The sequence below is a fragment of the Haloferax prahovense DSM 18310 genome, assembly GCF_000336815.1.
Taxonomy (GTDB): domain Archaea; phylum Halobacteriota; class Halobacteria; order Halobacteriales; family Haloferacaceae; genus Haloferax; species Haloferax prahovense.
Genome location: NZ_AOLG01000013.1, coordinates 1 through 20,837 on the forward strand (window position 1 = coordinate 1; position 20,837 = coordinate 20,837).

The following is a 20,837-nucleotide window of genomic DNA, read 5'->3' on the forward strand; positions in this document are numbered from 1 at the left end:
CCCCGCCCCGAGTCCCGACGACATCGACGGGAAAGCGACGCTCAGGCTCCGCGAGCGCGGGACCGACCGGGTCCACGTCTACGAAGGGTGGGCGTGGACCGAGGAGAAAGGCGACGATGACCCCGAGTGGATGGACGACTACGTCACCCGAGCGAACGTCTCGAAGCAGGGCATCGAGCACCGATAGACGTGAACCGGGGATTCGGCCGGGCCGGAAAACCCCGACTTCGTTTTTTGCGGTTCGTGGGTTACGTGTCGAGTCGGCGGCTTAGCCGCCGACGTTCGCCGCCTCACCGTGGCCGCCGCGTCCCTCGTCGCCGACCGACTCCGAGCGGTGGAGCCAGTAGAGGACGCCGAACAGGCCGGTGGCGAACACGTTCAACGCGGGTTTGTAATCCGCCTCGATGCTTACCTCGACGATTTGGACGCTCTCGGGAGACGGGATGAGCCCCGCGCCGAGGAAGACGAAGTGGACGACCACGCCCGTCAGGACCGCCGCGACGAATATCATCCCCGAGAGAATCGCCGCGAACTTCGTCCCGTAGTACTCGCGGTAGGCGTCCATGATGGGCGGGACGATGAGGTCCGCGTAGATGTAGCTCAGGACGCTCCCGAACGGCAGGCCGTTCGAGAACAGGACCGCCCCGAACGGGACGTTCCCCACCGAGCAGACGAAGGTGGCGACGCCGATGACGGCCCCGAGGACCGCGGTCCAAAACACGTACACGGGAACGCCGAACGTCGGTCCCGAGAACACCGAGGTCCACACCGACTCGGGGATGAACCCGGCGATGAGGCCGGCGAAGACGAACCCGATGGCGATTTCGTCCCAGAGCATCCCCCACTCCTTCCACTGCTTGTCGGCGAGCGCCTTCCACCCCGACAGCGACGTCGCCTGCTCGCGGACCGTCGTGTTTGCCTTCTCGGGGTCGAAGCTCTCCTTGCACGACGTCGAGCAGAAGTAGAACGTCCGCCCGTCGTGTTCGACCGAGTACTCGGTCTCGTCGGGGTCGACTTCCATCCCGCAGACGGGGTCGCGGACGGTCTCCGAACCCTCGTCTTTGACGTTCTGTCGGGCCTGTTCGACCACCTCGTCGGGCACGAGGTAGACGAAGCCGAACGCCATCAACCCGATGAGCATGAACCCGCCGAGGATGTCGGCCACGAGGAACTGCCAGCCGAGCAGAATCCAGATGACCGCGCCGATTTCGATGACGAGGTTGGTCGAGGCGAACATGAACGCCCCGAGGGTCGCCGCCGCCGACCCGCCCTTCTTGAACAGGTTCTTCGCCGTGGCGATAGCGCTGTAGGAACACGACGACGAGACGAAGCCGAACAGCGAGCCGTAGCCGATTTCTCTCGGACCGTGGCCCTCCAGTAGCTCCGAGACCTCCTCGCCCGAGGTCCACGCCTCCACGCCGCCGGCGATTGCGAAGCCGACGACGAGCGCCCACCACGTCACCCACGCCATGGCCGCGGTCGTCGAAAGCGCCTCTCGGGCGCTCTCGACGAGGAACGTTCCCAGCGGCTCCGTGGTCGTGAACACGCCGATTCCGACCGTCGCGAGTGCGATGACCGTGAGTATCGCGTATTCGGTCCGGTCCATGTGGTCGGATATGAGGGGAGCCGTCCCTAACTGGATTGTGCCTAGGAGAATCGGGGTTTCGGCGCGGCGCAAGTTTGGGTTGTGAAGTCGAGTCTGCCGTCGAGTTTAGAGCGGAAAGCCGAGCGTCGGTACGACGGCTCCGACGCCCCACGGAAGGAGCGTGATGCGTGCGACGGCGGGGGATTCTCTCCCGACCCTAGAGGGTTACCTTCGCGTGGGGCCTCCCCCCGACGCATGACCCTTACCGCGGTTCGTTCCGTGGCGTTCCGTGAGAAGAGGCGACGCGGACGGCGGTGACTGGCGGGAGAGGCTGTCTGCCGCCCCGGCCACAGAGTTCCAGTTCCCGCGGAAGATGACTCTCAGTTCACGTTGTTTGCGAGAGAATCATGGGCGCTGCAGGATTTGAACCCACGGCAACTTGGTCCGAAGCCAAGCACTCTGTCCAGACTGAGCTAAGCGCCCTACATGACTTCGTCTGTCGTGGATTGTTTTAAATGGATTGATTCGAGGCGGCGACTCCGCGCGATTTATACGCGACCTCCGAACAGTACGGGGTATGTCTCTCGGTACGCGAGCGCGCGGGTTCGCCGAACTCACCCGACCGGGAAACGCCGTCGCCGCCGGCGTCCTCACGTTCACCGGGGCGTTCGTCGCCGGGGCGTCCCCGAGCGACGCGCTCGTCGTCGTCGCGGCGATGCTCGCCACCGTGTTCGCCACGGGGGCGGGTAACGCCATCAACGACTACTTCGACCGCGATATCGACCGCATCAACCGCCCTGACCGGCCGATTCCGCGCGGTGCGGTGACCGCGGCCGAGGCGAAGTGGTTCAGCATCGCGCTGTTCGGCGGGGCGGTCGTCTCGGCGTTCGTCCTCCCGGTCGTCGCCATCGCCATCGCCGTCGTCAACCTCGTCGCGCTCCTCGCGTACACGGAGTTCTTCAAGGGCCTCCCGGGCGTCGGCAACGTCGTCGTCGCCGCGCTCACTGGCTCGACGTTCCTCTTCGGCGGCGCGGCCATCGGCGAGCCGTTGGGCGCGGTCGTCCTCTGTGTACTCGCCGCGCTGGCGACGCTGACCCGCGAAATCGTCAAAGACGTGGAGGACATCGGCGGCGACAGGGAAGAGGGACTGCGGACGCTTCCCATCGTCGTCGGCGAGGAGGCGTCGCTGTGGCTCGGCGCGGTCGTCTTGGTCGTGGCCGTCGCCGCGAGCGCGGTGCCGTTCGTCTGGGGCGGGTTCGGGCTGGCGTACCTCGGAATCGTCGCCCCCGCCGACGCGGTCATGCTCGCGGCCGCGGTTCGGTCGTTCGCCGACCCGGCCGCGGCGCAGCGCCGACTCAAATACGGGATGTTTTTAGCGGCGTTCGCCTTCATCGTCGGACGGGCGACGGCGCAGACTGGAGGAACCATATAAATGTATGCGGACGAACAATCGGTCGGATTCCGGGGAACGCGCCGACGAACGGGGAGCGTTCTATCCGCCAATCAAAAAGAATATTACCGGCTCACCGCATGGTCGTACTATCCGATGACCCTCGGCGAGCGGAAGCGTCACGCGATTGCGTTCCTCGGAGTCGATACCGTCGAACCGAGGTACCCGCATGTATAAGTTAGGCGCTGACCTCGACGTCGAGGTCGAACCGGGCACGAACCTCCTTCTCGTCGGGCCGCCGCTGACCGGCAAGCGCTCGCTGGCGCTCGACATTCTCGCCGAGGGCACCCGAAACGGCGAGGGCGCGGTTATCGTCACGACCAAAGACGGCGCGGACCGCATCCTCAACGACTTCGGCAAGCGACTCGACTACGAGGGCAAACCCGTCGCGGTCGTCGACTGCGTCACGAAACAGCAGGGCGTCGGCGAGGTCCGCGACGACGAGCGAATCCGATACACGTCGTCGCCGGTCGACATGACCGGAATCGGAATCAAGCTCTCGGAGATTCTCCAGGAGTACTACCAAGACCGCGGCCTGCCGGAGAACCGCATCATGCTCCACTCGCTGTCGACGCTCCTGATGTACGCCGACCTCCAGACCGTCTTCCGGTTCCTCCACGTGTTCACCGGCCGCATCCAGAGCGTCGGCGGCCTCGGCCTGTTCACCATCGACGCCGACGCCCACGACGACCGGACGATGAACACCATCAAACAGCTCTTCGACGGCATCATCACGACTCACGAGGACGCGCCGCCGGACATCCGCATCGCGGACCACTAATCGGGGAGTTTCAGCGGCGACCGCGTCGGCGACGACGGCAAAATCGACGGGTCTTCTGACTTACTGGAACGGCGAGCAGACCGCACAGCCGCCCGAGATTTTTATCCGCAGCCGGCCACGTCGTAGGTATGCCCATCACCAGCGACGACGACATCCGCGCGCTGCTCGACGCCGAGACCATCGCGGTCGTCGGCTGTTCGGCCACGCCCGGCAAGCCCGCCCACGACGTCCCGGCGTACATGCAGCGCCACGGCTATCGCGTCGTCCCGGTCAACCCTTTCCACGACGAAATCCTCGGCGAGACGGCGTACGACTCGCTCGCCGACGTGGACGAGGACATCGACCTCGTGGACGTGTTCCGGCCGTCCGAGGAGGCTGGCGGCATCGTCGACGCCGCAATCGAGCGCGCCGACGCCCGCGGCGACGTGGCGGCCGTCTGGCTCCAACTCGGCATCAGCGACGACGACGCGGCCGCCCGCGCCGAGGAGGCGGGGCTCTCGTTCGTCCAGGACAAGTGCTTCAAGGTCGAACACTCGCGGCTCGCCTGAGCGGACGGCGGAGCGACGAGTCGGCCTGAGCCGGCCGCTGAACCGCCGTTTTCACCCTTCCCACGACTCGAAGTCGCCGTAGACGCCCTTCGAGAGGTATCGCTCCGAGGAGTCGGGGAAGACGGTGACGACGGCGTCGTACGGGAGGTCGAGGTCGCCGGCGGCGGCGCGCTCGGCCACGTCGACGGCGGCCAGCGAGTTGGCGGCGGCGCTCGACGCGACGAGGTGGCCCTCCTCGGCGGCGAGGCGCTGCATCTCGTCGTGGGTGTCGCGGTCGGCGATTTGGACGATTTCGTCCACCAGTTCGGGGTCGAACAGCTCGTTCGTCGCGGGGTCGTGCGTCCCGATGCCCTCGGTCTTGTACGACGCCTCCGCCACGTCGCGGCCGTGGAGCCGGGCGTAGAGCGAGCCCTCGGGTTCCACCGCGGTGACGAACGTGTCCTCGTGGTGCTCGCGGCCGTACCGCGCCATGCCCATGAGCGTGCCCGCGGTGCCGCAGCCGGCGACGAGCGCGCCGACCTCGCCGTCGAGGGCGTCGTAAATCTCGGGCGCGGTCGTCTCGTAGTGCGCCTCGGGGTTGAGCGGGTTTGAGAACTGCTGGGGGACGACGGCGTCGTCGAGTTCGTCGGCGAGCTTGTGAGCGCGGTCGATAGCGCCGCCCATCCCGTCTTCGGTGGGCGTGTTCACCACGTCGGCACCGAGCGCGCGCATGAGCGTCTGTTTTTCCACGCTGAACCGCTCGGGGACGACGAACACCGCGCGGATGCCGAGCTGTCCGGCCGCGACGGCGAAGCCGATGCCTGTGTTGCCGGCGGTCGGCTCGACGATGGTGCCGCCCTCGGGGAGTTCGCCCGATTCGAGCATCCGTTCGAGCATGTACGTCCCGATGCGGTCCTTGACGCTCGCGCCCGGGTTGAACGATTCGAGCTTCGCGTAGACGGGCACCTCGTCGGGCGACGCGTGGACTCTGACGAGCGGCGTCTCGCCGACGGCGTCGAGCACCGAGTCGAGGGGGTCGCGGTGCGTGGTCATACGTGGGCAAAAGTTGCCCCTGGCCCTGAACGTTTTCATCCCGGTTCGTCCCTCGTCGGCGGTCGACTCGCGACCGGAGCGACTGACGCCGGCCGAAAGCAAAGCGTCGTCTTCGGGACTGGCAGCGAGGCTGTGGCGGGGACGGGATGTCGAAAGAGAACGGAGAGAGACGGAGGGGCGGGTCGGATTACGCTTCGTCGGTGGTGTCGCTCGGTGCGTCGGCATCGGCGCCAGACGCGTCCGTGGTCGCCTCGGTGTCGCCGCCGGCCGAGCCTTCCTCGGCTTCGGAGATGTGCGCCTGCGCGATGGCGGCGTCGAGGTCGACGCCCTGTTCTTCGGCGATGGCTTCGAGAATCGCCCGCTGTTCGGCGTTCTCGGCTTCGAGCCGGTCGACGCGCGACTTCGTCTCGTTGACCGTCTCGCGGACCTCGACGACCTGCTCGCGCAGTTCGTTGAGCTTCTTGTACACGTCTTCGGCCATCTCTGCGACCTTCTGGAGCTTCTTCGCGGTGCCTCCGAGTGCCATGTGTCGCCTCTCGGACTCGGGGCTTGTACGACTTCCGGTGCGGTGTCGGAGCGGAGTCGGACGCGACCGCCGAGAGCGGAACTGAGAGACGGAGCCTCAGCCGAGTTCGTTCGGGTCCACCCGGTCGACGACGAACCGGAGGCCGACGAGCGCGACGACGCCGACGAAGACGAGCCCCGCGACGGCGACTTTCGCGCCGACCCCCGCCGTCCCGAGCGCCAGCCGCGCGGCCGTGTTCGCGGGGCTCAATGGAAGGAGCGACGTACCCGCGAAGACGAGAAGCACGCCGATGGAGTACAGGAGTTGGGCGACCCGGCGGTCGGGCGAGGTAATCGCCACCGCCGCGCCGAGAGTGACGACGACGGCCGAGAGCCCGGCGACCATGCCGAACAGCCACGGGACGCTCTCGATAGTCGACCCGTTCAGTTGGAGGAGGAGCATCCACGCCACCGCCTGCACGGGTGCCAGCCCGCCGGCCGCGAGGAGCTTTCCGTCCACGACGGCCGCGAAGCTCACGGGCGCGACCCGCAGGAGTTCGAGCGTCCCGCGGGCCACCTCCTCCGTGAGCGAATCGACCACCAGCGACCCGGAGATGAACACGGGCAGGAACAACAACAGCGGGACGAGCACCGTGTAGGTAAAGCCGAAGTACGGGCTCGACTCCGCCGCCGGCGGGAGTGACAGCGGGTCCGTGGCGAGGAACGCGCTCCGCTCCGCGCGTTCGTTACGCTCCAGTTCGCGGAGCGCGTCGCGGAGGCGGACGACGACCGCCGTCGTCTCCACGCCCGTATCGGGCGCGACCGCCGCGACTCGTATCCTGCCGTCCTCGCCCGTTGACGCCTCTAAGACGGCATCGACCTGCCGTTCTTGGAACGCCGTCATCGCGGCCGACGTGGACGAGTACGGCCGCCCGCTGAGACCGTCTTCGGTCCCGACGGCGCGGAGCAGGTCCTCGACTGCCTCCTCGTCGCCCGCGACGGCCACGTCGACCTGATAGCTCGCCGCGCCGGGGTCGTACAGCGAGACGAGCCCGACGACGAGGAACGACGAGAACGCCGCGACGAACAGCTGGATGGCCAGCGCCAGCACGATGGTCTTTTCCTTGCGGAGACTGCCGAGTTCGCGCCGGGCGATGGCGAGTCGCGGGCTACCCAAGGGCGCTCACCACCTGGAGATTGTAGACGAGGTGAATCGCGATTGCGCCCGCGAGCGCGACGCCGTAGGCCGAGCGACCCCGGCTCGCCCCGAAGGCGGTCACGCTGGCCGTCACCGCGTGGAGCGCCAGCGGCGCGAGGAACAAGCCGAGAACGACGAGAGCGCTCACGCCGGTCCCGTCGCCGATACCGACGCCGGAGGGCGCGAAGGCGGTCTGCCCGAGTGTGAGCGACTGCAACCCGGCGAGTTGGGCGATGGCGGTGAACTTCTCGCCGACGAAAAAGCCGAGCCCCGAGAGCCCGCCGAGGACGAGCGACGACCGGAGCGTCCGGGAGAACCGCGCCTTCTCGAAGGCCGCGAGGACGTGGAGGCTCTTGGCCAACTCCTCGATGACCGCGACCGCGAGGAGAATCATCGGGACGGTCAGGTCCACCGGGAGGACGAACAGCACCGCGATGGCCAGCAGTTCGGCGATGAAGACGAACGGAATCGACAGCGCCGACAGGGTCGCCACGGAGCGCGCCCGCGAGATTCGGCTGTCGAGCGCGTCGAGAAACTTCAGCGGGACCGGCCGCTGGGTGAACATGTCCTCCTCGCGGTAGACGCCGACGCCGAGGAGAAACAGCACGCCCGCCGCGAGGAGAATCGGCCCGACCGAAAACAGGAACTCGCCGAGCGGAATCGACTCGCCGGCGAGGTCGCGGACGACGAGCGTCAGCGGCGAGATGAGCGCGATGGGCGTGACGTTCGTGAAGATGGCCGGGACGAACGTGTACGTCGTCAGGAACACCGACACCGTCACCGTGACGAACGTGAGTTCCTTGAACGAGCGGGCGAACATCGCGCCGACGAACGTCGACGCGAGAAACAGGAGGCCGATGGGGACGACCGCCGCCACCGAGACGACGCCGCCGCCGACCGCCGCCGCGATGGCGATAGTTATCGCGACCGTGCCGAGCAGGTACGGGAGCGTCTTGCCGGCGACGATGTCGCCCGGCGAGATGGGCGCGACGAGGAGCAGCTCGCCGCGGCGGTTGATGCGCTCGTTGAGGACGCTCGACCCGTAGGCCTGAATCACGAAGTTCATCGGCACGAGGAAGGCGAAGGCGAGGACGAGCGAGGCGAAGGGGAACGGCGGGCTGATGCTCGCCGGCGACCCGCTGGTGTCGCCGCCGAAGAGGCTCGCCATCCCACCGAGCGACGGGGCGTCGACGCCGCCGTCGTCGGCCGCCGCGGCGTCGGACGCGGCCGGGCCGTCGGTCGCTGTCCCGCCCGCACCGTCGGCGTCGCCGGAGGTTCCGCTTCCGGTTCCAGCGTCGGTTCCGCCCCCGTCGCCGGTTCCGGCTTCGCCGCCGCCTCCGCCCGCGCCGCCGTCGACGCGGCTCCCGGCCGGGACAAGCGCGGCGCGCTCGCGGTACTGGAGGTCGACGACGACCGGGAACGCGGCCGACTGGTTCTCCTCGCGGGCCATCTGCCGCTCGTTGTACGACTGGACCGCGTCGCGGAACGCGCTGTAGGCGGCCCGGCCGGTCTGCGTGTCGGCGACCGAGATGTGCGTCTCGCTGACGACGAGTTCGACGTTCGGGTCCGAGACGGGTCGCGGGTCGAGCGTCGACGACTGGTCGACCGCGTCGTAGTAGGGGCTGTCGCTGGCGATGCCGACGCGGTAGAGGTCGCGGTCGAGCGCGACCCCGCCACCGGCCGCGCCGGCCGCGATGCCGCCGGCGACGAGGACGGCGACCAGTCCGATAACGGCGGTCCGGCGGTCGAGCGTCCCCGCCGAGCGCGACACCTCCCAGCGGGCGATGCGGAGGACGGTCCGGGCGTGCGCGACCAGTCGCGTTCGGAGGTCGGTCACGACTGCCCGTTACCTCCGGCGACACGTTGCTCGCGCTCGCCGGCGACGTGGTCGCCAGCGGCGGCCGTTCCGCGACCGCCCTCGGCTTCGCTCGTGGTCGGTGCTTCGCGAGCGAGTCGGAGGAAGATGTCCTCTAAGGACGCCTCGTCGGTTCGGATGTCGGCGACGCGGCCGCCGGCGGCCCCGGCCGCCTCGCGGAGCGACTCGACGGCCGCCATCTCGTCGACGACGGCGACGTGGCGCTCCTCGCCTTCGCCTCCGACCTCGTCGTCCGCGGGCAGGGTCTCCGGGAGCGGCACGGTCGTGAACACGCGGTAGGTCGTCTCGCCGTGTTCCGCGCGAATCTCGGGGACCGTCCCGCGGGCGATGATTTCGCCGCGGTTCATGATGACCACGCGGTCGCAGATGGACTCGACGTGAAAGAGGTTGTGCGCGCTGAAGACGACCGTCTTGTCCTCGTCGCGGAGCTCGCGGACGAACTCCAAGACGACGTTCGTCGTCAGGGGGTCGAGGCCGCTGGCCGGTTCGTCGTAGATGAGCAGGTCGGGGTCGTTGACGAGCGACCGGGCGATGGCGACCTTGCGCTTCATCCCCTTCGACATGTCGCCGAGTCGGCGGTCGCGGTATTCGAGGTCGAGGCGGTCGAGCACCGCGCCGGTTCGCTCGTCGGCCACGTCGCGGGGGACGTCGTAGAGGTCGGCGAAGAATCGGAGGTACGACCGCGCGGTCATGTCCTCGTACAGCGGCGACTCCTCGGGGAGAAACCCGAGTTTGCGCCGCATCGCCGGCTCCTCGGGGTCGTATCCGAGCACCGACGCCGACCCGCCGGTCGGTTCGACGAGCCCGGCGAGCATCTTCAGCGTCGTCGTCTTCCCCGCGCCGTTGGGGCCGACGATGCCGAACACCTCGCCCGACTCGACCGAGAAATCGCTTCCCACGACGGCGGGGAAGTCGCCGTAGGTCTTCCGCAGGTTCTCGACCGTAATCATTGAGAGACCTTCACGCGGGACGGGATAAAAGGGTTCGCGCGGGATTTCAGGTTTGATAGCCTTCTCCTTCGCGGGGCAACAGTTTCGTCTCCTCGCGGTCAAGGTGAGAGTATGCCCGCAGACGACTTCCTCTCGCCGTCGTTCGTCCTCTTCGTCGGCGGATTCGTCGCCGCCGTGTTCCTCTTCGGCGCGCTCATCGCCTTCGTCGCCGCCGCTGGGTCACAGACCGTCGAAGGGTTGGCGGTGGCGCTGGCGGGGCTGGGCGGGCTGTTTCTGGTCGCGGGGGCGGTCGGTGCCGGTGTAATGCGCTATCGCCGCGGTTCGGGTTCGGGGTCGAAGACAGCGCCGACCGGAGAGCGCCGTTAGTCGTACTCGTAGAAGCCCTTGCCCGTCTTCTTGCCGAGGTCGCCCGCTGCGACCTTGCGCTTGAGCAGGTACGCTGGCTTGTAGCGGTCGCCGAGCTCCTCGAACAGCGTCTCGGAGGCGTCCAGACAGATGTCGAGGCCGATGTGGTCCGCGAGGGTGAGCGGACCCATCGGGACGTTCGTGCCGAGAGTCATGCCGCGGTCGATGTCCTCCTTGGAGGCGACGCCTTCGTCGTAGGCGCGGATGCCCTCATTGAGCCACGGCATGAGGATGCGGTTGGTGACGAAGCCGGGCTTGTCGTCGGACTCCCACGTCTCCTTGCCGAGGTCTTCGGAGAAGTCGTGGGCGAAGGCGACGACCTCGTCGTCGGTCTTCTCGCCGCGGACGACCTCGACGCCCTTCATAATCGGGACGGGGTTCATGAAGTGGAGGCCGACGACGAGTTCGGGGCGTTCGGTCGCGGCCGCGATGGTCGTGATAGAGAGCGTGCTGGTGTTGGTCGCCAGCACGACGCCCTCGGGGACGATGTCGTCGAGGTCGGCGAAGATGTCGCGTTTCAGGTCCATGTTCTCGACGGCCGCCTCGACCACGAGGTCGCAGTCGGCGAGGTCCGAGAGTTCGGTCGTCCCCGAGATACGCCCCTTGGTCGCGTCGGCCGCCGACGCGGTCAGTTTCTCCTTCGAGACGAACCGCGAGAGGCTGTCGTCGATGGCCGACAGCCCGCGTTCGACGTACTCCGCTTCGAGGTCGCGCATGACCACGTCGTAGCCGGCCATCGCGGCCACCTGCGCGATGCCGTTGCCCATCGTTCCCGCGCCGACGACGCCCACCGTGTCGATATCTTCGGTATCGTACATGTCCGGGTCTGCGCGAGGTGGGGAGGTAAAACTTGCCGATGTGTTCGGAATAGTGACAGACTCGTGACTACCACGGGAAGACTCAAGTCGGGCGCAAGAATGGGGATATGCAACGGTGACTGGGGTGAACGACGCCGGCAGATACGACGAAGACGACGCGGGCGGGGACGGAGGGGAAGCCGTCTCGGACGCGCGCCGGAGCGACGGCGAGGGCACGAACCGGGCAAACGAGGCGGACGAGGGGCCGTCGAACCCCGACGAGGCGCTGACACACCTGCTCAGACCGCGAGGTGCCCGCGCGAGCGACGCCGTGCCGACCGAGCTACAGGACCTGAAGTACGTCGGCCCGGCGACGGCCGAATCCCTCGCCGAGTCGAACATCGACGTGGACGCTATCGTCGACGGCGAGGTGTGCTACCGCGACCTCGTCGCCGCGGGCACGAACCCCGGCGTCGCGGCGAAGATTCGGCGATGGCACTCGCTTTCGTGGTCGTTCAACTCCGGCGACGACCTCGACCGACGCTCCTCGCAGGTTCGCGGACTGGGCGACGACGAGCGCGCGTGGGTCGCCGCGAGTTCGGGCGATTGGGATGCGACCGACGAGGCAGACACCGGTGACGACGAGCGCGACGCCGGCGATTGGACCCCCAGCGGCCGGAGCGAAGCGGCGGGTTCGAGCGGGCCAGCACGGGACGGCGACTGGACGCCGTCGGGAGCGAGCGACGACGCGGATGCGCCCTCGAAGACGACCGAGTCGGGTGATTGGACACCCAGCGGGCGGGAGACGAACGACGCGTCGGCCGACGGCTCGGGAGACGCGCTCGCGGCCGAGGCGGCGTGGCGCGAGCGGTCGAAGCCGAAGCCGCTGACGACGCTCGCCGGCGTCGACGAGGACGACGCCGAACTGCTCGCCGAGGCGGGCGTCCGCTCCGTCAGGCGACTCGCCACCGCGGACCCGGAACACGTCGCCGATGCCCTCCGAATCGACCCGACCGTCGTCAGCGCGTGGAAGGCGCAGGCGCGCGACGCGATGGAGTGAGCGCTCCCGCCGCCACATCCGAATTTTTACTATCTGAGTAGTAATTTTCATTCGGAGAATCATCTGCCGTAATATTTCGTTACGAACCCCATAACGGAGGAATTCGGCAATATCTCCTAAACCACATTAGACGCAGATTTTATATAGGTAGTTACACCACTTTGAATCAGATGATGCCCGGCTCCGACACGGCCGTCGACTCCCCGCAGACGGTATCTCCCGCCCCGACGACGCTCGGGGAACGCTCCCGACTCGCCGACGATTCACGCCCGACTCGCCGACGCTCCGAGGGGTGGGCCTGATGGCGACGACGGACATCAACACCGCCGACACCGCCCGCGACGTGCGGACCATCGATGGGGTGGTCGACGTCATCGCGAGCACCGCGCCCGAGATTCGAACCGGTCTTCCCGGCCGCCGCGTCACCGCCGAGGACGAGAACCCGAGCGGCGAGACGCAGATGGCCGCCGACGTGTTCGCCGACGACCTCCTCTGCGAGCGCATCGGCGCGCTCGAGGGCGTCGGTGAGTACGCCAGCGAAGAGCGCCCCGAGTCCGTCGACGTGGGCACCGGTCGGCTGTCGGTCGCGGTCGACCCCCTCGACGGCTCGTCGAACCTGAAGCCGAACAACACGATGGGGACCATCTTCGCGGTGTACGAGGGCCCGCTTCCGGCCCACGGCCGCGACCTCGTCGCCGCGGGTTACGTCCTCTACGGCCCCGTCATGACGATGGTCGTCGCCCGCAACGGCACCGTCGACGAGTACGTCATCCACGACGACGCGAGCTACGAACTCGTCCGCGAGGACGTCACACTCCCCGACGAGGGCTCGGTCTACGGCTTCGGCGGCCGCGTCCCCGACTGGACCGACGACTTCGAGGCGTTCGCCCGCGAGGTCGAACAGGACGCCTCGCGCAAGCTCCGCTACGGCGGCTCGATGATCGGCGACGTGAACCAGATTCTCACCTACGGCGGCATCTTCGCGTACCCCACGCTGGAGTCCGCTCCCGAGGGCAAACTCCGCGTCCAGTTCGAGGGCTACCCCATCGGCTACGTCATCGAGACGGCCGGCGGCGCGACCTCCGACGGCGCGAAGTCGCTCCTCGACGTGGACAAGGACGACCTCCACGCGCGGACCCCGATGTACGTCGGCAACACCGACCTCGTGGCGAAGCTCGAAGCGGCGCTGGACTGACGCGCGGCCAGCCCGTCTATTGGCGGGACTAGTCCGCCGACCGCACCGACCGCACCGAGCGAACCGAAACGACCGGGCACACTCGTTTTCCGCGGACTCCGTCGTCGACAGCGAGCGGTCTCCGGCCAGATAGTCGTCGGCCTCCATTCGCCCGACCAGCAAATCGTGCATGGAAAACCATTTTGAATACGGTGGTGCATCACCGAGTATGAAGGTCAGAATCGGCGACGGCGCGACCGGCGACGAGGCCGAGGCCATCGCCAGCGCGCTGGCGCGACACCTCGGGACGGACGTGAACGTCTTCGTCGGCGACGGCGAGGAGGCCGTCGCGGACGCCGAACCGCCCGCGGACACCTTCCCGCTCGACGACGACTTGGGACCGACCGAGCGCGAGGAGAAACTCCGCGAGGAGATAGCGGACATCCTCGGCGGCGGCCCCGAGAAGTACAAACAGCGATTGCCGGAGTCCGGCAAACTGTTCGTTCGCGACCGCCTCGACCTCTGGTTCCCGGAGGGACTGAAGTTCGAAGACGGCAAATTCGCCAACTTCGACTCGTGGCACGAGAACTCCCCCGAGGTCGACGAGGCGGACCCGAACACCCGGCTGCCCGGCGACGGTCTCCTCACGGGTGCCGCCGAGTTCGAGGGCCGCGACCTCCACTTCATGGCCAACGACTTCACCGTCAAGGCCGGGTCGATGGCCCGCCGCGGCGTCGAGAAGTTCCTCCGCATGCAGCAGCGGGCGCTCAAGACGGGCAAGCCGGTGCTCTACCTGATGGACTCCTCGGGCGGCCGCATCGACCAGCAGACCGGCTTCTTCGCCAACCGCGAGGGCATCGGGAAGTACTACTACAACCACTCGATGCTCTCGGGGTACGTCCCGCAGATATGCGTCCTCTACGGGCCGTGTATCGCCGGCGCGGCCTACACGCCCGTCTTCGCCGACTTCACCATCATGGTCGAGGGGATGTCCGCGATGGCCATCGCCTCGCCGCGCATGGTGAAGATGGTCACCGGCGAGGAGATATCCATGCAGGACCTCGGCGGCGCGCGGATGCACGCCGAGGAGTCCGGCAGCGCCGACCTCGTCGCCCGCGACGAGGCGCACGCCCGCGAACTCGTCTCGCAACTCGTCACCTACCTCCCCGACAAGGCCGGCGAGAAGCCGCCGCGCTCCGAGTCGAAACCGCCACGGTACTCGCCCGACGGCATCGACGAACTCATCCCCGAATCGCCGAACCGCCCCTACGACGCCCACGACCTCATCGAGCGCGTCGTCGACGCCGAGTCGGTGTTCGAACTGAAGCCCGACTACGGGAAGGAAATCGTCACCGCGTTCGCCCGCATCGACGGCCGGCCGGTCGGCATCGTCGCCAACCAACCCACAGAGCGGTCGGGAGCCATCTTCCCCGACGCCGCCGAGAAGGCCGCGGAGTTCATCTGGACCTGCGACGCCTACGAGATTCCGCTTCTCTACCTCTGCGACACCCCCGGCTTCATGGCCGGCTCGCAGGTCGAAAAGGACGCCATCCTGGAGAAGGGCAAGAAGTTCATCTACGCCACGTCGTCGGCGACGGTCCCCAAACAGACCGTCATCGTGCGGAAGGCCTACGGCGCGGGCATCTACGCCATGGGCGGCCCCGCCTACGACCCGGAGAGCGTCATCGCGCTCCCTTCGGGCGAAATCGGCATCATGGGTCCCGAAGCCGCCATCAACGCGGTCTACGCGAACAAGCTCGCCGACATCGACGACCCCGAAGAGCGGGCGCGGATGGAAGACGAACTCCGCGAGGAGTACCGCGAGGACATCGACGCCCACCGGATGGCGAGCGAGGTCGTCATCGACGAAATCGTCCCGCCGTCGAGCCTCCGGGACGAACTCGTCGCCCGCTTCGAGTTCTACGCCGACGTGGACAAGTCGCTCCCGGACAAGAAGCACGGAACGGTTCTCTGAGCCGGTCTCGGCGGTTAATGCTCCGTTTTTCCGGCAGGTAATCTCACGGTAACTGACCTAAGCGGCTCGTACTGAGGACGGTCGGGATGCTACGGACCTCATCGTCGGCCGACTCCCGTTCCGTCCCACTCGGTCCCACCCGACCTGTCACGTCCCGGCTTCGGGGCCGTCGCCTGCCGATAGCCCGCCATGAGCCACGAAGTTCCCCTTCCCGAGACGCCCCGAGCGGCACTCGCACACGCGATAAGCGACGAGCACGTCCTCTGGACCGTGACGATGCTGGCGTTCGTCCTCGACGTGTTGACGACGCTCTACGGGCTCGGCCGGGGCCTCGCCGAACTGAACCCCGTCGTCCTCGCGCTCATCCCGGCGTTCGGCCCGGTGGGCGCGCTCATTTCGCTGAAACTCGTCGTCCTCGCGGTCGCGGTCGTCGCGTGGCGCGTTCTCCCCAGTCGCTACCGCGGCGCGATTCCCATCGGCGTGGCCGTCCCGTGGGGTGTCGCCGGGTTGATGAACACCCAACTCATCCTCGTCACGGTGTTCGGGTAGGCCGCCGGAGCGACTCGACCAAGACGGCCCACGCGAGCCCCGCCAACCCGATGTCGCGGGCGAGCACGTCGCCGAACAGGCCGCCCTCCGCGACGAAGACGACCGCGAGATAGAGACACGTCGCCGACAGCGAGACGGCCGCGACGGCGCTCGCGAGGGCAGTGTAGCGGTCGGCGACGATGGCCGCGCCGAACCCGACTTCGAGGACGCCGTTTGCGAGCATGAACGTCACCGGCGAGACGACGAGCAACGGCGCGAGCCACGGGACGACGTAGGCCGACCACGAAAGCGGGTCCAGAAGCTTGTGGACGCCCGCGGCGAACACCATCGCGCCAAGGCCGACCCGGGCGACGGTCGTCGGTTCGGGGGCGCGGGCGGCGACCGAGGCGGCCCAGTCGGCGACTGACGTGGCGCGCGCGGAGAGGCCGTCGAAATCCATGTCCCGGCTAGCGACGCCGGGGAGAAAACGGTGCGGGTGGGTTACGGAGACGCGGGGCGACGCGCCGTGGCTCGGCCCAACCCGACCCGGCCCAGCTCAGGCGTCGTCCGCGTCGGCGGCGAACTCGCGTTTCAGCGACAGCGCCGTCCGCTCGAACTCGCAGACGAGGTCGTCGTCCTGATTGAACGCCTCGACTTTCATCGTCACCACGCCGCGCTCGCCGTCGGAGGTCTCACGCTTGTCGAGGACGGTCGTCTGCGCGCGGAGCGTGTCGCCGTGGAACACCGGGTTCGGGTGGGACACGTCGTCGTAGCTGAGGTTCGCCACGATGGTCCCGTCTGTCGTGTCGGGAACCGAGAGACCGACCGCGAGGCTCATCGTGTAGAGGCCGTTGACCAGTCGCTCGCCGAACTGCGAGTCGCCCGCGAACTCGGCGTCGAGGTGGAGCGGCTGCTGGTTCATCGTCATGTCGCAGAAGCGCTGGTTGTCCGACTCCGAGACGGTGCGTCGTTTCTCGTGTTCGATGGTCTGACCGACCTCGAACTCCTCGTAGTACAGCCCGGTCATGGCAAATCGTGTGATAGACCGTGATAAAATCGTGCCGGTCGGCACTCCAGTGTGACAACTATTGCCCCGAGCGAAACTAGATAACAACCATTATAATTATCCACAATAGAGGATTGCGAAAGCGCCCGATGGCGGCCGATTCGTCGGCCCCGACGGGCGCGGGACAGCGCGTCTGTCTCTCGGCTCAGCCGGCATCCGCCCGGCACGAACCATCATGGCATCCGCAGCACCATCCACCGCGACGGACGACGAACCGACGGAAGAGACAGCCCTCGAGACGGCCCGCCGGCAGCTCGAACGCGCGGCGGCGCACCTCGACGTCGACCCCGGCGTCATCGAGCGGCTCCGACACCCGAATCAGGTCCACCGCGTCTCGGTGCCCCTCGAACGCGACGACGGCTCGACCGCGGTCTACACCGGCTACCGCGCCCAGCACGACAGCGTCCGCGGGCCGTACAAGGGCGGCCTCCGGTTCCACCCCGGCGTGACCGAAGCCGAGTGCATCGGGCTCTCGATGTGGATGACCTGGAAGTGCGCCGTGATGGACCTCCCGTTCGGCGGCGGGAAAGGCGGCATCGTCGTCGACCCCAAGGACCTCTCGACCGACGAGAAAGAGCGGCTCACCCGCCGGTTCGCAGAAGAGCTTCGCCCCTTCATCGGCCCCACGAAGGACATCCCCGCGCCCGACATGGGCACCGACGCCCAGACGATGGCGTGGTTCATGGACGCCTACTCGATGCAGGAAGGCGAGACGACGCCCGGCGTCGTCACGGGGAAGCCACCTGTGGTCGGCGGGAGCAAGGGCCGCGACACCGCGCCCGGCCGCTCCGTCGCCATCATCGCCCGCGAGGCCATCGACTACCTCGGCTGGGACATCGAAGACACCACCGTCGCGGTCCAAGGGTTCGGGTCCGTCGGCGCGCCCGCCGCGCGACTCCTCGACGACGAGGGCGCGACGGTCGTCGCCGTCTCCGACGTGAACGGGGCCATCTACGACCCCGACGGCCTCGACACCCGCGACGTGCCGACCCACGAGGAAGAGCCCGAGGCGGTCATGAAGTACGACGCGCCGCGGAAGCTCTCGAACGAGGAACTGCTCGAACTCGACGTGGACGTGCTCATTCCGGCCGCCGTCGGTAACGTCCTGACCGCCGAGAACGCCCGCGACGTGCAGGCGAACCTCATCGTCGAGGGCGCGAACGGCCCGACCACGTCGGCCGCGGGCGAAATCTTCGAGGCGCGCGAGCTTCCGGTCGTCCCCGACATCCTCGCCAACGCCGGCGGCGTCACCGTCTCGTACTTCGAGTGGCTGCAGGATCTCAACCACCGCTCGTGGTCGCTCGAACGCGTCCACGACGAACTGGAGACCGAGATGCTCCGCGCGTGGACCGCCGTCCGCGAGCGCGTCGAGGAACACGACGTGACGTGGCGCGACGCCGCCTACATGGTCGCGCTCGAACGCGTCTCCGAGGCCCACGAACACCGCGGCCTCTGGCCCTGAGCCGGGTCGGCGACGGGTCGGTATTTCACAACCCACCTCGATACACACACCATGCCCCGACGAAGCGTCCTGTTCTCCCCCGGCGACCGACCCGAACTGCTGCGGAAAGCCCCCGGTGCGGGCGCGGACGTGCTCGTCTTCGACCTCGAAGACGCCGTCTCGCCCGACAGGAAAGCCGAGGCTCGGGAGACCGTCGCCGCGGTCCTCTCGGACCCCGACTTCGACCCCGACGCCGAGGTCGCGGTCCGCGTCAACCCCGGCGAGGCCGGCCGCGACGACATCGCCGCCGTCTGCGCCGCCCACCCGCCGGACGCGCTCGTGGTCCCGAAGGCGACGAGCGCGGACGACGTGACGAGCGTCGCCGTCGCGGCCCGCGAGGCCGGTGCGGACTGTCCCGTCATCGCAATCGTCGAGAGCGCGGCGGGCGTCCTCACCGCTCCCGAGGTCGCGGCCGCGCCCGACACCGCCGCCGTCGTCTTCGGCGCGGAGGACTTCGCCGCCGACGTGGGCGCGACCCGGAGCGACGACGGGACCGAGGTGCTCTACGCTCGCGAGCGCGTCGTCGTCGCGGCCGCGGCCGCCGGCGTCGACGCCATCGACACCCTTCACGTCGACTATCAGGACGAAGCGGGGCTCCGCGAGGACGCCGCGTTCGGTCGACGGCTCGGCTACGACGGGAAACTCGCCATCCACCCCGCGCAGGTGCCCGTCATCAACGAGGCGTTCTCGCCCGACGACGAGGATGTCGCGTGGGCTAAGAAAGTGCTCCGCGCCCGCGACGAGGCCGCACGAGAGGGTCGAGGCGTCTTCGGCGTCGACGGCGAGATGATAGACGCCCCGCTCGTCAAGCAGGCCGAAAACATCCTCGACCGCGCCGGCGAGTCGTACTGAGCGCGCTCGGGCCGGCGCGGCCGCCCGTCGAACCAACCGCCGTTGGCTGTTACCTTTTATCGATGAGTATGTGTCTCAATATTGTGGTATGCTAAAATCCCCGCTACGCTTAACCGGATGCCCGGAGCGTATTAGGACATGGCACAAGAGGCGAATCCCTTCGAGAGTCTACAGGAGCAAATCGACGACGCGGCCGCCTACCTCGACGTGCGCGACGACGTTATCGAGCGGCTGAAAAACCCCGAGCGAGTCCTCGAAACGAACCTCGCCGTCGAGATGGACGACGGCGACGTCGAACTGTTTCGCGCCTACCGGTCGCAGTTCAACGGCGACCGCGGCCCGTACAAAGGCGGGATTCGCTACCACCCGAACGTCAGCCGAGACGAGGTGAAGGCGCTTTCGGGCTGGATGGTGTACAAATGCGCCGTCGTCGACATCCCCTACGGCGGCGGCAAGGGCGGTATCGTCATCGACCCCAAGGCGTACTCCGAGTCCGAACTCGAACGCATCACCCGGTCGTTCGCCAAGGAGCTTCGCCCACTCATCGGCGAGAACCGCGACATCCCCGCGCCCGACGTGAACACCGGCCAGCGCGAGATGAACTGGATTAAGGACACCTACGAGACCCTCGAAAACACCACCGCTCCGGGCGTCATCACGGGGAAGGCGCTCTCGAACGGCGGGAGCGAGGGCCGCGTCGAGGCGACCGGTCGCTCGACGATGCTCACCGCCCGCGAGGCGTTCGACTACCTCGACCGCGACATCGAGGGCGCGACCGTCGCCGTCCAGGGCTACGGGAACGCCGGCTCCGTCGCCGCGAAGCTCATCGACGACCTCGGCGCGTCGGTCGTCGCCGTCTCCGACTCCTCCGGCGGCATCTACGACCCCGACGGCCTCGACACCCGCGCGGTCAAGCAGTTCAAAAACGAGACCGGCACCGTCTCGGACTACGAGGGAACGGAGGCCATCTCCAACGAGGAACTGCTCACCCTGGACGTGGACCTGCTCGTCCCCGCCGCGCTGGAGAACGCCATCGACGGCGAACTCGCTCACGACGTGAACGCGGACGTGGTCGTCGAGGCCGCGAACGGCCCGCTCACGCCGGACGCCGACGGCGTGCTCACCGAGCGCGAGGTCCACGTCTTCCCCGACATCCTCGCCAACGCCGGCGGCGTCACCGTCTCGTACTTCGAGTGGGTCCAGAACCGCCAGCGGTTCTACTGGACCGAAGACCGCGTCAACGACGAACTGGAGCGCGTCATCGTCGACGCCTTCGAGGAACTCGTCGACGCCTACGAGACCCACGACCTGCCGAACTTCCGCACCGCGGCCTACGTCGTCGCCATCCGGCGCGTCGTCGACTCCTACGACTCCGCCGGTAACTGGCCGTAAGGTCGAGTCGGTTCGGCGTCGGTCGTCGCCTCGTTTTCCGACCGTTTCGACCGAGTTTCTGTTTCCGCCGCGGTCGGCGGTGTCGGTGATTCTGTGCATGGTGGTGAATATCACGCGAAGCGTCCGATGCCGGGGGATTCAAGTCGGTGTAGGTCGCGTCATT

The 20,837-nt window shown here is 67.8% G+C and carries 21 protein-coding genes and 1 tRNA gene; 12 read left to right on the forward strand and 10 right to left on the reverse strand.

The window, feature by feature from the left end; genetic code table 11:
- Window positions 1-187, forward strand: a 187-nt coding sequence (locus C457_RS07250; protein WP_004977094.1) for a nonhistone chromosomal protein, incomplete at its 5' end; no start/stop codon positions are given.
- Window positions 188-268: 81 nt separating this feature from the next.
- Here the strand turns inward: C457_RS07250 and C457_RS07255 are convergent.
- Window positions 269-1,606, reverse strand: coding sequence for a permease (locus C457_RS07255; RefSeq protein WP_008093261.1), 1,338 nt, complete (start codon window positions 1,604-1,606; stop codon window positions 269-271).
- A gap of 387 nt (window positions 1,607-1,993) precedes the next feature.
- A tRNA-Arg gene (locus C457_RS07260) sits at window positions 1,994-2,068 on the reverse strand.
- 94 nt (window positions 2,069-2,162) lie between these two features.
- Between C457_RS07260 and C457_RS07265 the strand changes: the two genes are divergently transcribed.
- The 3 genes from C457_RS07265 to C457_RS07275 all read left to right on the forward strand — a co-directional run bounded on the left by C457_RS07265 (window position 2,163) and on the right by C457_RS07275 (window position 4,364).
- Complete coding sequence (locus tag C457_RS07265; protein ID WP_008093262.1) at window positions 2,163-3,017, forward strand: geranylgeranylglycerol-phosphate geranylgeranyltransferase; 855 nt, start codon at window positions 2,163-2,165, stop codon at window positions 3,015-3,017.
- A gap of 187 nt (window positions 3,018-3,204) precedes the next feature.
- Window positions 3,205-3,816, forward strand: a complete 612-nt coding sequence (locus C457_RS07270) for an RAD55 family ATPase (protein ID WP_004977073.1) — start codon at window positions 3,205-3,207, stop codon at window positions 3,814-3,816.
- A gap of 128 nt (window positions 3,817-3,944) precedes the next feature.
- Window positions 3,945-4,364, forward strand: a complete 420-nt coding sequence (locus C457_RS07275) for a CoA-binding protein (RefSeq protein ID WP_008093265.1) — start codon at window positions 3,945-3,947, stop codon at window positions 4,362-4,364.
- Between the two features lie 51 nt (window positions 4,365-4,415).
- Here the strand turns inward: C457_RS07275 and C457_RS07280 are convergent, their stop codons facing one another.
- The 5 genes from C457_RS07280 to C457_RS07300 form a co-directional block, all read right to left on the reverse strand.
- Window positions 4,416-5,396 (reverse strand): PLP-dependent cysteine synthase family protein, encoded by a 981-nt coding sequence (locus tag C457_RS07280; protein WP_008093267.1) that lies wholly within the window; start codon window positions 5,394-5,396, stop codon window positions 4,416-4,418.
- Between the two features lie 187 nt (window positions 5,397-5,583).
- Window positions 5,584-5,922: a DUF5798 family protein gene (locus C457_RS07285; protein WP_008093269.1), complete on the reverse strand. Its 339-nt coding sequence runs from the start codon at window positions 5,920-5,922 to the stop codon at window positions 5,584-5,586.
- Window positions 5,923-6,018: 96 nt separating this feature from the next.
- Entirely contained in the window at window positions 6,019-7,077 is a 1,059-nt protein-coding gene (locus tag C457_RS07290) for an ABC transporter permease (RefSeq protein WP_008093271.1), read from the reverse strand.
- Complete coding sequence (locus C457_RS07295; protein ID WP_008093273.1) at window positions 7,070-8,935, reverse strand: ABC transporter permease; 1,866 nt, start codon at window positions 8,933-8,935, stop codon at window positions 7,070-7,072. The genes C457_RS07290 and C457_RS07295 overlap by 8 nt, the downstream gene beginning before the upstream one ends.
- Window positions 8,932-9,924, reverse strand: a complete 993-nt coding sequence (locus C457_RS07300; protein ID WP_008093274.1) for an ABC transporter ATP-binding protein — start codon at window positions 9,922-9,924, stop codon at window positions 8,932-8,934. The genes C457_RS07295 and C457_RS07300 overlap by 4 nt, the downstream gene beginning before the upstream one ends.
- Before the next feature lie 111 nt (window positions 9,925-10,035).
- On the opposite strand from C457_RS07300, the gene C457_RS07305 reads away from it, so the two are divergent.
- Entirely contained in the window at window positions 10,036-10,290 is a 255-nt protein-coding gene (locus C457_RS07305; RefSeq protein ID WP_008093276.1) for a hypothetical protein, read from the forward strand.
- Here the strand turns inward: C457_RS07305 and C457_RS07310 are convergent.
- Window positions 10,287-11,147, reverse strand: coding sequence for a 3-hydroxyacyl-CoA dehydrogenase family protein (locus C457_RS07310; protein ID WP_008093277.1), 861 nt, complete (start codon window positions 11,145-11,147; stop codon window positions 10,287-10,289). The genes C457_RS07305 and C457_RS07310 overlap by 4 nt on opposite strands.
- A 124-nt stretch (window positions 11,148-11,271) precedes the next feature.
- On the opposite strand from C457_RS07310, the gene C457_RS07315 reads away from it, so the two are divergent.
- The 4 genes from C457_RS07315 to C457_RS07330 all read left to right on the forward strand — a co-directional run bounded on the left by C457_RS07315 (window position 11,272) and on the right by C457_RS07330 (window position 15,884).
- Entirely contained in the window at window positions 11,272-12,186 is a 915-nt protein-coding gene (locus C457_RS07315; RefSeq protein WP_008093279.1) for a helix-hairpin-helix domain-containing protein, read from the forward strand.
- A 301-nt stretch (window positions 12,187-12,487) separates the two neighbouring features.
- Complete coding sequence (locus C457_RS07320; RefSeq protein ID WP_008093281.1) at window positions 12,488-13,381, forward strand: class 1 fructose-bisphosphatase; 894 nt, start codon at window positions 12,488-12,490, stop codon at window positions 13,379-13,381.
- A gap of 208 nt (window positions 13,382-13,589) precedes the next feature.
- A complete protein-coding gene (locus tag C457_RS07325; protein WP_008093285.1) occupies window positions 13,590-15,335 on the forward strand; it encodes an acyl-CoA carboxylase subunit beta in 1,746 nt (581 codons plus the stop codon).
- Between the two features lie 189 nt (window positions 15,336-15,524).
- A complete protein-coding gene (locus C457_RS07330; protein ID WP_008093287.1) occupies window positions 15,525-15,884 on the forward strand; it encodes a DUF5658 family protein in 360 nt (119 codons plus the stop codon).
- Here the strand turns inward: C457_RS07330 and C457_RS07335 are convergent.
- Both C457_RS07335 and C457_RS07340 read right to left on the reverse strand, forming a co-directional pair.
- Entirely contained in the window at window positions 15,868-16,323 is a 456-nt protein-coding gene (locus tag C457_RS07335) for a DoxX family membrane protein (protein ID WP_008093289.1), read from the reverse strand. The genes C457_RS07330 and C457_RS07335 overlap by 17 nt on opposite strands.
- Window positions 16,324-16,419: 96 nt before the next feature.
- A complete protein-coding gene (locus C457_RS07340) occupies window positions 16,420-16,920 on the reverse strand; it encodes a MaoC family dehydratase (RefSeq protein ID WP_338036217.1) in 501 nt (166 codons plus the stop codon).
- Between the two features lie 184 nt (window positions 16,921-17,104).
- Between C457_RS07340 and gdhB the strand changes: the two genes are divergently transcribed.
- The 3 genes from gdhB (at window position 17,105) to C457_RS07355 (ending at window position 20,674) form a co-directional block, all read left to right on the forward strand.
- Window positions 17,105-18,391 (forward strand): glutamate dehydrogenase GdhB, encoded by a 1,287-nt coding sequence (gdhB, locus tag C457_RS07345; protein WP_004977053.1) that lies wholly within the window; start codon window positions 17,105-17,107, stop codon window positions 18,389-18,391.
- 51 nt (window positions 18,392-18,442) lie between these two features.
- Window positions 18,443-19,282, forward strand: a complete 840-nt coding sequence (locus C457_RS07350; protein ID WP_008093294.1) for an HpcH/HpaI aldolase/citrate lyase family protein — start codon at window positions 18,443-18,445, stop codon at window positions 19,280-19,282.
- Between the two features lie 138 nt (window positions 19,283-19,420).
- Entirely contained in the window at window positions 19,421-20,674 is a 1,254-nt protein-coding gene (locus C457_RS07355; RefSeq protein ID WP_008093296.1) for a Glu/Leu/Phe/Val family dehydrogenase, read from the forward strand.
- Window positions 20,675-20,837 lie beyond the last annotated feature (163 nt).

Excerpts from the sequence above, each read along its gene's own strand:
- C457_RS07255 (WP_008093261.1), bottom strand. The coding sequence starts at position 1,606 with ATGGACCGGACCGAATACGCGATACTCACGGTCATCGCACTCGCGACG.
- C457_RS07265 (WP_008093262.1), top strand. The coding sequence starts at position 2,163 with ATGTCTCTCGGTACGCGAGCGCGCGGGTTCGCCGAACTCACCCGACCG.
- C457_RS07270 (WP_004977073.1), top strand. The coding sequence starts at position 3,205 with ATGTATAAGTTAGGCGCTGACCTCGACGTCGAGGTCGAACCGGGCACG.
- C457_RS07275 (WP_008093265.1), top strand. The coding sequence starts at position 3,945 with ATGCCCATCACCAGCGACGACGACATCCGCGCGCTGCTCGACGCCGAG.
- C457_RS07280 (WP_008093267.1), bottom strand. The coding sequence starts at position 5,396 with ATGACCACGCACCGCGACCCCCTCGACTCGGTGCTCGACGCCGTCGGC.
- C457_RS07285 (WP_008093269.1), bottom strand. The coding sequence starts at position 5,922 with ATGGCACTCGGAGGCACCGCGAAGAAGCTCCAGAAGGTCGCAGAGATG.
- C457_RS07300 (WP_008093274.1), bottom strand. The coding sequence starts at position 9,924 with ATGATTACGGTCGAGAACCTGCGGAAGACCTACGGCGACTTCCCCGCC.
- C457_RS07305 (WP_008093276.1), top strand. The coding sequence starts at position 10,036 with ATGCCCGCAGACGACTTCCTCTCGCCGTCGTTCGTCCTCTTCGTCGGC.
- C457_RS07310 (WP_008093277.1), bottom strand. The coding sequence starts at position 11,147 with ATGTACGATACCGAAGATATCGACACGGTGGGCGTCGTCGGCGCGGGA.
- C457_RS07320 (WP_008093281.1), top strand. The coding sequence starts at position 12,488 with ATGGCGACGACGGACATCAACACCGCCGACACCGCCCGCGACGTGCGG.
- C457_RS07325 (WP_008093285.1), top strand. The coding sequence starts at position 13,590 with ATGAAGGTCAGAATCGGCGACGGCGCGACCGGCGACGAGGCCGAGGCC.
- C457_RS07330 (WP_008093287.1), top strand. The coding sequence starts at position 15,525 with ATGAGCCACGAAGTTCCCCTTCCCGAGACGCCCCGAGCGGCACTCGCA.
- C457_RS07335 (WP_008093289.1), bottom strand. The coding sequence starts at position 16,323 with ATGGATTTCGACGGCCTCTCCGCGCGCGCCACGTCAGTCGCCGACTGG.
- gdhB (WP_004977053.1), top strand. The coding sequence starts at position 17,105 with ATGGCATCCGCAGCACCATCCACCGCGACGGACGACGAACCGACGGAA.
- C457_RS07350 (WP_008093294.1), top strand. The coding sequence starts at position 18,443 with ATGCCCCGACGAAGCGTCCTGTTCTCCCCCGGCGACCGACCCGAACTG.
- C457_RS07355 (WP_008093296.1), top strand. The coding sequence starts at position 19,421 with ATGGCACAAGAGGCGAATCCCTTCGAGAGTCTACAGGAGCAAATCGAC.